The organism is Allobosea massiliensis (assembly GCF_042655245.1).
Classification (GTDB): domain Bacteria; phylum Pseudomonadota; class Alphaproteobacteria; order Rhizobiales; family Beijerinckiaceae; genus Allobosea; species Allobosea massiliensis.
Genome location: NZ_JBHSLU010000077.1, coordinates 1 through 7,346 on the forward strand (window position 1 = coordinate 1; position 7,346 = coordinate 7,346).

The window sequence follows — 7,346 nt, forward strand, 5'->3', positions numbered from 1 at the left end:
GGCCGCTGCGACGCCGCAATCCGCAACCGCCTAAAGGCAATCGGCATGGGGGTCAGTTCTTCATGACGCAAAGGGGTCAGTTCCGAATGTCGCTGGACAGGGCGACCTGGAGCTTGGTGCGCTCGCCGGCAATGATCGCCCAATCCTCCGACCAGTCGAATTGGAACGCCTCGCCCGGCACAAAGGCCAGCGGCACGAAAGTACCGCGGCCGCTGGTCTGTTGCTCACGCAACCGGGCAGCCTTCCAGTCCCGGGCAAAGGCCGCGACCCGATTGTACGACCCCTCATAGCCGAGGGTCACCAGATCAGCGTGCAGCTGTTTGATCGTACGCTTGTGCTTGCGCGACTTGCCGCTCTCGACCCGCAGCATCGCTGCGAGCTTATCGGCATAGGGATCGAGTTTGCTCGACCGCTCGGGAAGATGAAACCGGGGTTCGACGCTGTCCGCCCGCAGGTACTTGCGCACGGTGTTCCTCGAAAGGCCGGTGCGGCGGGAGATATCCCGGATCGAGAGGTGATCCCGGTAATGCCAGCGTCGGATGACGCTCAATAACTCCATGTCGATCACTCCGCTGTCCCCCGCGATGCCGCGTGAGACGTGGTGAAAACATGGGTCACTTCTCGATGGAAAAATCCGTGCCTGCCGGGTCAACTCTCAGTGGAAATCAACAATCATCGAACCGGTTGAGCGACCGCTTAGACCGTGCGAAATACGCGTTCATGACCAACAAAACGCGCATGTAGCCGATTCGAGAGGCGCTGACGTCAGCGAGCGGATACCGTCTCATTGCAGTGAGCGTTCAATAGATGCTGGGCGAAGGCCGGTATAGGCATGCCCGAAATGCCGGTGCGCCAAGCGACAAACAGGTCCTTTCGTAGCGGCGGGTCAGGGAAGGGTAAGGCACGCAGGCTTCCGGCCCGCACCTCGTCCGATACGGCTGACGCCAGAACTAGAGAGATGCCAACTCCAGCCTTTACCGCCTGCTTGACAGCCTCGGTGCTACCCAACTGTAGGGAAACCCGCGGCATTTGAGCGTGATCGCCGAAATATTTCGCAAGCATCCGCCCGGTCCCGGTGCCAGGTTCGCCGCCGAGAAGCTCAAATGCGGATAACTGAACCGGATCAATGTGGTCTTGAGACGCCAATGGATGATCGGGCGGAACGATGACGACGACGGGCTCGCTTCTCCAGCGCTCGACTTGGCAGCCGTCGCGGTTGTCCCACCATTCCAACACGGCCACATCTATTTCGACATTCTCCAGTTTCTCGACGATGGACGGATTGCGGTCAATCACCATATCAAAAGCCGCTGGATCGCGGCCTTCCAGATATGACCGGACATAGGGCTGCAGCAGATAGATTCCGATATTGGAACTGGCACCGATCCGCGTGCGCTCCCCAGAGACCGCGGCGAGTGCACGCTCGTTAACCCTAAGGATGCTCTGGGCATAAGGCAGAAAGTTCATCGCTTCCCGCGTCGGCTCGCACCCCGTTCGGGAGCGATGGAATAGCAGGACACCCAGCTGCTCCTCAAGCTTCTGGATATGTGATGAGGCCGTCGGCTGAGCGATCCGAAGATATTCGGCGGACGCTTGAAAGCTCTTATGCTTCGCCAGGGCCAGAAATGTCCGCACCCATACTAGATTCAGCATTGCCGATCTAAGCCACTTGTCTCGCATTGTTGACGGCATCCATTGGCGGCTTACCCGAAAGGGCCTGCAGGATATTTTCTGCAGCGCGCAGTTCGATTGCCAAGCGAACTTTCTTAACAGCAGAGCCAATATGCGGGCTGAACATCGTGTTTGGGTGACCCAGCAAGCCCGGAGCGATCTCCCGCGGTCTGTCTTCGCGAGCCCAATCCTCCAGCTCGAACACGTCGGCGGCATACCCGCCGAGCTGACCGCTGGTGAGCGCAGTTAGAACAGCAGCTTCGCTCACGACAGAGCCGCGGCATGGATTCACGAGGTATGCGCCTGGTTTCATCAGGGCGAGCGTCCTGTCGTTGATCAGATGGATGGTGTCTGGGGCCAGCGCCAGGGCCAGGATGACGATATCGGATTCGGATAATACCTCCTCCAGGCTGCGCCGAGCAACACTAGGTCGAGCTTCGCCGCCGGGTGCTGGGATCGGCACCCGGTCGTTGTATAGCAGCGTTGCGCCCCAGCCATTCAGCCGTTCGGCGATGGCTTGCCCAATCGCCCCCATTCCGAGAATACCAATGGCGGACCCCGCGATGCCCAGGCCGAAAAACTCCGGCCGCCAACCGGCGAATTTGCCGCAGCGGACCCTGGCATCGGCCTGGATCATCTTGCGGGTGAGGCCGATGGTAAGGCCGATGGCCAACTCAGCCGTCGGCACGGTCAGGAGGTCAGGCACGATGCTCAGCCAGATGCCCCGGGCCGTACAGGCCGCGACATCGAAGTTATCGTAGCCCTTCAAGGCCGCGCCGATGACCTTCATCTGCGGGCAAGCTGCCAGGAAATCGGCGTCGACCCAGTCCGGCATGAAGGCCATCATTGCATCCGCCGTGCCGACACGGCGGCGAATCTCTTCGCGGGGCAGGGTTTCCATAGTTTGATTGGGAGTGACTTCACAATGGTCACAGAGGAGATCCAAGGTTTCCTGATGCACTTTGTGGGTGATGACGACGCGCGGTTTCACGATGGCCGGTCCTTACTTGAATTTCTTCCGCAAATAGCCGCTCAGGCCATCGACGATTGTCACCATTATCAGGATGACGAGTAAAATGGCGCTGACTTCTTGATACAACATGATTCGAAGCGATCCCATCAGCTCAAACCCAATACCGCCTGCGCCAACCATTCCCATTATCGTGGATGCGCGGAAGTTATATTCCCAGCGATAGACGGATACGTCTGCGAACTGCGATGACACTTGTGGCAGGACGGCGTGGAACAACACTTGAACCGGAGTTGCACCTGCGGCGCGCGCAGCCTCTATGGGGGCCTCATCGACATGCTCAATTGCTTCCGCAAAAAACTTGCCGACCATACCGACCGAATGCAGGCCTAATGCCAGAACGCCGGGTAAAGCACCAAAGCCTACGGCAGCAACGAAAATGATGCCCATAATCAGCTCCGGGACCGAGCGAAGAGCGTTTAGCAGGGTACGGGCGACATGAAATACGATCGTGTGCGGCGACGTGTTCCGGGCAGCAAGAAAAGCCAGCGGAAATGACAGAAGCACCGCTATTGCCGTTCCGGCAATACTCATTGCCAAGGTGTCCACCAGCGGCTTGAGCCACGCGCGCGCATTGGTGAAATCCGGCGGCATCGCCTCGCGGGCCAGCGTTAAGATGGCCGGAACCCCGTTTGCCAGGGTCCCGAAATCCAGAAGACCAACATACCAGAATGCAACCAGCACAATAGCGAGTACCGCAGCAACCTGGGCAGACTGCCGGATCCACGCCCGACTGTACTGATCGAGATAATGGTTTGTTGTGTTGATTGTGGTTGCGCCGAGCGTCGTCATCACGTCCTCACATCGCTCCGAAGTCGATTCCAAGCAACTTTCCCATATCGCGGATCACGTCGTAATCATTGTCCGTGATCGGGGCGAAACCGTCCGCCTTGAAGTTCTTCAGAACTGCGGGGTCCTTCAGGTTCACGAAAGTGGTGCGGATCTTGTCCTTCAGCTCCGGCTTCAGGTCGGAGCGCATCGTCCACGGGTATTGGGGATATTCCTTGCTGTAGGCGATGACCTTGACCTTGCCTGCGTCGACGAGCTTTCTCTCAAGAAGAGTTTTCCAGATCACCTCGGAAAGGCCCCCGACTTCCGCATTGCCGTTGGCGACATTCACCGCAACCGCATCGTGGCTGCCGACGAAGTGCTGCTGGTAATCGCGATCATTCACGACACCGGCTTCCGCCATCAACGTCTTCGGAATCAGATGGCTGGAGGTGGAAGCGCGATCGCCGAAAGCGACCTTCTTGCCCTTGATGTCGCTGAGCGAATTCACATTGGCATTCGCGTTGGCAATGACGACAGAGCGGTAAGTCGGCTTGCCGTCGCTGACCATTGCCGCAAACGGCTCGATATCGGCTTTGCCCTTGGCAAGCACGTACGAGAGCGGACCGAAATAGGCTATGTCGATCCGGCCGAAACGCATTGCCTCGATCATCGACGAGTAGTCTGTTGTCACAACCAGATCGACCTTCTTGCCCAGTTCCTTCTCGAGGTAGTCCTTGAGCGGTTGATTGCGCTTGATCAACTCGGACGCATTCTCATCCGGTAACAGTGCGACCTTTAAAGTCTCTGGATTCGGATTGGCGGCGTGGGCTGGCGCTGCCAGCCCCATGGCAAGGGCGGCAGCAATGGCAAATTTCAGCAGGCGGTTCATAGGGACATCTCCATCTCAGGCGTAAACGGTGGCTGGGCGTAGGCGGGGTTACTCGTCCGGCTGGGTGCGATTGGCTCACGGCGGTGCCCGGCGTATATCGCGGCGAAATTGTCGTCATTGAGCTCATCAGGAGCGCCGTCAAACACAACATGTGCACCGGCAAGGCCAATGATCCGGTCTGCAAAGCGCTGCGCGTATTCCAGCTGGTGCAGCGACACGATGGCGGTGATGCCGTCTTCTTTGCACACCTGGCGAAGCAGTTCGAGGATCTTCTCCGAGGTGGCGGGATCGAGGCTGGCGACAGGCTCGTCGGCCAGAATGATGTTGGGCTGCTGCGCCAGCGCGCGGGCAATCCCGACACGCTGCTTCTGGCCGCCAGAGAGCTGATCGACACGCGTCATGGATTTGTCGGCCAGACCGACGCGCTCGAGGCAGTGGAGAGCCAGTTCCAGGTCCGCGCGGGGCAGCGGGAAGAAACTGCGCAAGGTATTGTGATAGCCGAGTCGGCCGGTGAGGACGTTGGCGAGGGCCGTATGTCGCTCGATCAGCTGATGGTGCTGGAAAATGAGTGCCGTTCGGCGCCGGTGCTGGCGGAGTGCGCCGGTCGGGCCAAGGACACCGAAATCCGATGAGACAATCTCGCCGGAGGTAGGTTTAACAAGGAGGTTCAGGGAGCGCAAAAGTGTCGATTTCCCCGCACCCGACAGGCCGAGTAAAACGGAGAACTCGCGCTGGAAGAAATCGAGGGTGGTCGATCTGAGCGCCACCACTCCGCCTGAATAGGTCACACCGACATTTCTGAGCCGCAACACGTATTTGCGGTCGGTCTCGGCATCGCTGGGCTTCATGGATCACCATCTGTAATGTGAATGACGCAGAGATTGCGTTTCGCAATACAGTAGGGCTCGTGGATGACACTTCGATGTCAAGGTCGCGAAGGTTTTGTGACTCTATCCGTCAGTGAAGTGACCCTTCGCCGCGTGCAAGGCGGACGATGCTGCATTGCGGCAAGGTTGTTACATCCGCAAATGTCTCATTTCCGCGTTCAAACCTAGGTGCTTGTGTTGTGAATGGCGTCTCGTTCCGATGGGCGAGACGAACGGCAAAGTTCCACCCTTCTACGACCTTCGACTGTGGCGCGGAAGCCCGTCGCTGTTCGTGATCTGAACTTTCTACCGTATATCTGTGCCCCTTTAATGTTCAGGGGCCTCTAAGCGCCGCGTCCAGCTCGCCGGCCTGCGCCGTGGCGACGATCGGCGTTCCGGCTTCCCGCGCGCTCGCCCATGCGGTCGCGCTCTCCTGCGGGTCCGCATCAATGACGCAAACCCGTTCGCCGGTCGCCTCGGCCGCCACGGCGGTATGAACCGAAAGCGTGGTTTTTCCGCTCCCGCCCTTCTGGCTCAAAAACGCAATGACGTTCATGCGTTAATCCTTCTTTGCGTGAATACGTATTAAAGCATATAGCTAGGCACGTTACTACGCCTTTAAGCTAGTGCGGCCATTCCTCGGCCGGCCAGTCCCGCGACGTGTGGATGACGCGCACGATCACGACGCTTTCCCGGCCCTCCATGTCGCGCAGCTCATAGGCGATGATGTAGGGAAGCCGGGCGAGGGACTTTTCATAGCTTCCGCCCACCCGTCCCGGCCGCCCGGTTGCCATCTCGCCTAGCTTGTTCCCGGCGTCCTCGATCGCGTCCACGACCCGTTCGGCGGCGAATGGGTTGTCCTCGGCGATGTAGCGCAGGATTTCGAGGTTATCCCGCTGCGCCTCAATCGACCAGACAACCGGCCTCATCAGCGCGCGGCTTTCCGGCGCTTCGCTTCCGCGATAACCTCACGCATTTCCGCGACGGCCTGCGCGTGGGGGATCACGCGGCCGGCCGCTGCGTCGGCCATGCCGCGCTTGATGCCGTCGATGATTTCAAGCTCGCGATCGACATAGGCGGCGACGGCCTCGCCGGCGAGGAAAGATTTGCTCCGCTGCGTGCCGCTCGCGATCCGGTCGAGTTTTTCTTTCACATCGGGCCGAACCCGAATCGTCATGGTGGTGCTGGCGGTCATGGAATCGCCTCCGATCGTGTTAAATTGTGTACACCCTAGCACGTTTCCCCGACCGCTGTCACCGCCTTTTAGGTAATACGAATACACGTCAATACGTACTGACGTAAGTAATTAAACGCCGGCCTTGCCCCCCTCTCGAAAGCCCATAGGACGCTGGCCGCAGGCGCAAGCGTTGCGGTTTAGGTGGTGAGGGTGCCGCTTGCCGGCCCGCCTATGCGCGGGCCGGAATCGCCGCAGGGCTGCGAAAGCAGCCCGAACAGCGGCGACCGCTTATGTTTGCCCTCTTAGATAAAGATCAGATGGGGATTCAGTCTGGTTATCGGACTCACGTTTCTGCACCATCTTCCCAAGGGCGGCGAGCGCCCGGCCTAGCGGGTTATCGCCGGCCTCGAACAGCGCCAGCTCATCGAGGGGCAGGGTCTTCCGGTAGGCGCCCAGCTCGGCCGCGCGGGCTTTCTGTGCGGCGCTGTAGTCGTCGGGCGGGGGAGGGGTCTTGCCGAACCGCCCAAGGAACTGCCGGGCCTTCTCTGGCAGCGACAGGCGATAGGCGTTGCTCGTCTGCTGGACCTGTGGGCCGCGCCCCTCGTTGCCGGTCGGCTCGTAGCGCCGCAGCCAGTCGATGAAACCATGCGCCCGCAGGTTCTTCAGCGCCCGCACGATCGTATCGCGCGACCGGCTATAGCGCGACAATCTGGGAGAGATGGCGGCGACAATCTGGATGAGATTTTAGTGTCGCGGCGAAGGTCAGCTTAGCGGTTTGATTGTCGCTGGCAAGAGTAGCGCCGTTTTTTGTTTGTCGCGGCGCGACAATCTGGCGAGCGTTCTAGAGCGGAATCCGATCAGGTTGCATCGTATCCTGCGGCGCTGAAGTAGTTTGCGCATTCAGCGGGCGGGAAGAGATCGATGATGCGGCCGATGGCGCCC

General features: G+C 59.6%; 9 protein-coding genes and 1 pseudogene. All 10 read right to left on the bottom strand.

The genetic code is table 11. The features are described from left to right. Nucleotides 1-100: 100 nt before the first annotated feature. Nucleotides 101-559, bottom strand: a pseudogene (locus tag ACFPN9_RS22025) (IS21 family transposase); the annotation flags it as partial. 206 nt (nucleotides 560-765) lie between these two features. Then, nucleotides 766-1,653: a LysR family transcriptional regulator gene (locus ACFPN9_RS22030; RefSeq protein WP_006023683.1), complete on the bottom strand. Its 888-nt coding sequence runs from the start codon at nucleotides 1,651-1,653 to the stop codon at nucleotides 766-768. A 7-nt stretch (nucleotides 1,654-1,660) separates the two neighbouring features. Then, nucleotides 1,661-2,662, bottom strand: a complete 1,002-nt coding sequence (locus tag ACFPN9_RS22035) for a phosphonate dehydrogenase (protein ID WP_377817600.1) — start codon at nucleotides 2,660-2,662, stop codon at nucleotides 1,661-1,663. 12 nt (nucleotides 2,663-2,674) lie between these two features. After that, nucleotides 2,675-3,493, bottom strand: a complete 819-nt coding sequence (gene phnE / locus ACFPN9_RS22040) for a phosphonate ABC transporter, permease protein PhnE (RefSeq protein WP_006023685.1) — start codon at nucleotides 3,491-3,493, stop codon at nucleotides 2,675-2,677. A 7-nt stretch (nucleotides 3,494-3,500) separates the two neighbouring features. After that, nucleotides 3,501-4,361 (bottom strand): phosphate/phosphite/phosphonate ABC transporter substrate-binding protein, encoded by an 861-nt coding sequence (gene phnD, locus ACFPN9_RS22045; protein WP_006023686.1) that lies wholly within the window; start codon nucleotides 4,359-4,361, stop codon nucleotides 3,501-3,503. Next, entirely contained in the window at nucleotides 4,358-5,209 is an 852-nt protein-coding gene (gene phnC / locus ACFPN9_RS22050) for a phosphonate ABC transporter ATP-binding protein (protein WP_006023687.1), read from the bottom strand. Before phnC ends, phnD begins: the two co-directional genes overlap by 4 nt. Before the next feature lie 352 nt (nucleotides 5,210-5,561). After that, nucleotides 5,562-5,783, bottom strand: coding sequence for a nucleotide-binding protein (locus tag ACFPN9_RS22055; protein ID WP_377817601.1), 222 nt, complete (start codon nucleotides 5,781-5,783; stop codon nucleotides 5,562-5,564). A 67-nt stretch (nucleotides 5,784-5,850) separates the two neighbouring features. After that, on the bottom strand, nucleotides 5,851-6,156 hold the full coding sequence (locus ACFPN9_RS22060; protein WP_172873196.1) for a type II toxin-antitoxin system RelE/ParE family toxin: 306 nt from the start codon (nucleotides 6,154-6,156) through the stop codon (nucleotides 5,851-5,853). Further along, nucleotides 6,156-6,422, bottom strand: a complete 267-nt coding sequence (locus tag ACFPN9_RS22065; protein ID WP_012754169.1) for a CopG family ribbon-helix-helix protein — start codon at nucleotides 6,420-6,422, stop codon at nucleotides 6,156-6,158. The genes ACFPN9_RS22060 and ACFPN9_RS22065 overlap by 1 nt, the downstream gene beginning before the upstream one ends. Nucleotides 6,423-6,692: 270 nt before the next feature. Next, entirely contained in the window at nucleotides 6,693-7,079 is a 387-nt protein-coding gene (locus ACFPN9_RS22070) for a replication protein RepA (protein ID WP_446030842.1), read from the bottom strand. Between the last annotated feature and the right edge of the window lie 267 nt (nucleotides 7,080-7,346).